We start from the raw sequence: 1,306 nt of genomic DNA on the forward strand, positions 1-1,306 counted from the left end.
CCCTGAAATTTTTAACTCAAGTCCTGCGCCTAAACCGAAGATGGTAAGTGGAATACTAGCACTAACCGAAATAGATGCAGGCGCGTCGGCAAGTTCAGTATTACTATTTGCAGTCGTACCAAAAAAACCAAATCCTACTCCAGCTTCCGCACCTACGATTACATCTGTAGTGCTTGAGAAATCAAAAATATTTCCTGAAAGTATCGCTCCAAATCCATCAGAAAAAAAACCAGCTTTTATGTCACCACCAGCATATATTCCAGGACCCTGACTATATCCAGCTCCAGCACCTGCATTAGCTTGAAGACCAATCCCCCATAATCCCAAAGGAGCTATCAAATTAATTGGATTATTGTTAACATATCGATAAATATTCGTATCTCCACCTGCTAAACCAATCGGATCGGTATTGAGAAATCTTCCTTCAGAAGAGGAATAATACCTCGCCCGCATGAAATCAAGACCGTTAGCCTCTTCCATAATCCCCCATTGACCGACAAATTCAAAGGGATTAACTGTGCTTTCGCTTTCAAATAAGCTCTCTCCATAGGGCAGATAACCATAACGATTAAGTATCTCGCCACCTGTTCCAGTCAAACCAACTGCCGAACCAGTAGCATTAAAATCATAGTATGCAGCAACGTTACTGCTATCAGTACGACTAACTAATCCAATACCGTGAGTATATTCAGCAGTCAGATTACCATTACCGTCGTATTCTCCGACTACATCGCCATAACCAAAGGGATCAACTAAATATTCCGTGCGTTCGCTATTGTAGATGGTGGCAATGCGGTTGCCAAAGATATCATATTCATATTCTGCTATAGAACCATCAGCTTCGAGGACACTAATTAGACGATCCTGGTCGTCATAGCTATAAGTCCAGCTATTAACTCCATCGCTCTTATAGATTAAATTGCCGTCGAGATCGTATTGATAATCGACAGTTCCCGCACTGGTATATTGATTGAGGTTATTAGTTTGATATTCAGTGGTAACTCCATTATCAATGGTACGGATGCGATTACCCGCAGCATCGTAGACATAGGTTAGATCCTGGTTTTCAATTTCAGGATTATTAGAAGTGAAGACCGCGCTAATTAACTGGCTAGCAGCATCGTATTCATAGACCCACTCTCCATCTAAGTCAGTAGCACTAATTTGTCTTCCTAAGTCGTTAAACTAAGTCACCTCGTCACCAAAGCGACTCGTCTTCAGAACGCAGCATGAGACTTTCACCTCACTGCGCTCCTCTCTTTTCAGGCTCTTTATGAGTACCATGACCAGTGATTAGGGTCGGAAT

Annotated in this window: 1 protein-coding gene; it reads right to left on the reverse strand. The window is 42.1% G+C overall.

Going from position 1 to position 1,306, the window contains the following annotated elements:
- The coding region (locus H1P_RS40120; protein ID WP_484133500.1) for an RHS repeat-associated core domain-containing protein at nt 1-1,164 on the reverse strand (1,164 nt) is incomplete at its 3' end.
- Nucleotides 1,165-1,306 lie beyond the last annotated feature (142 nt).

This window comes from Hyella patelloides LEGE 07179, from assembly GCF_900659865.1.
GTDB lineage: Bacteria > Cyanobacteriota > Cyanobacteriia > Cyanobacteriales > Xenococcaceae > Hyella > Hyella patelloides.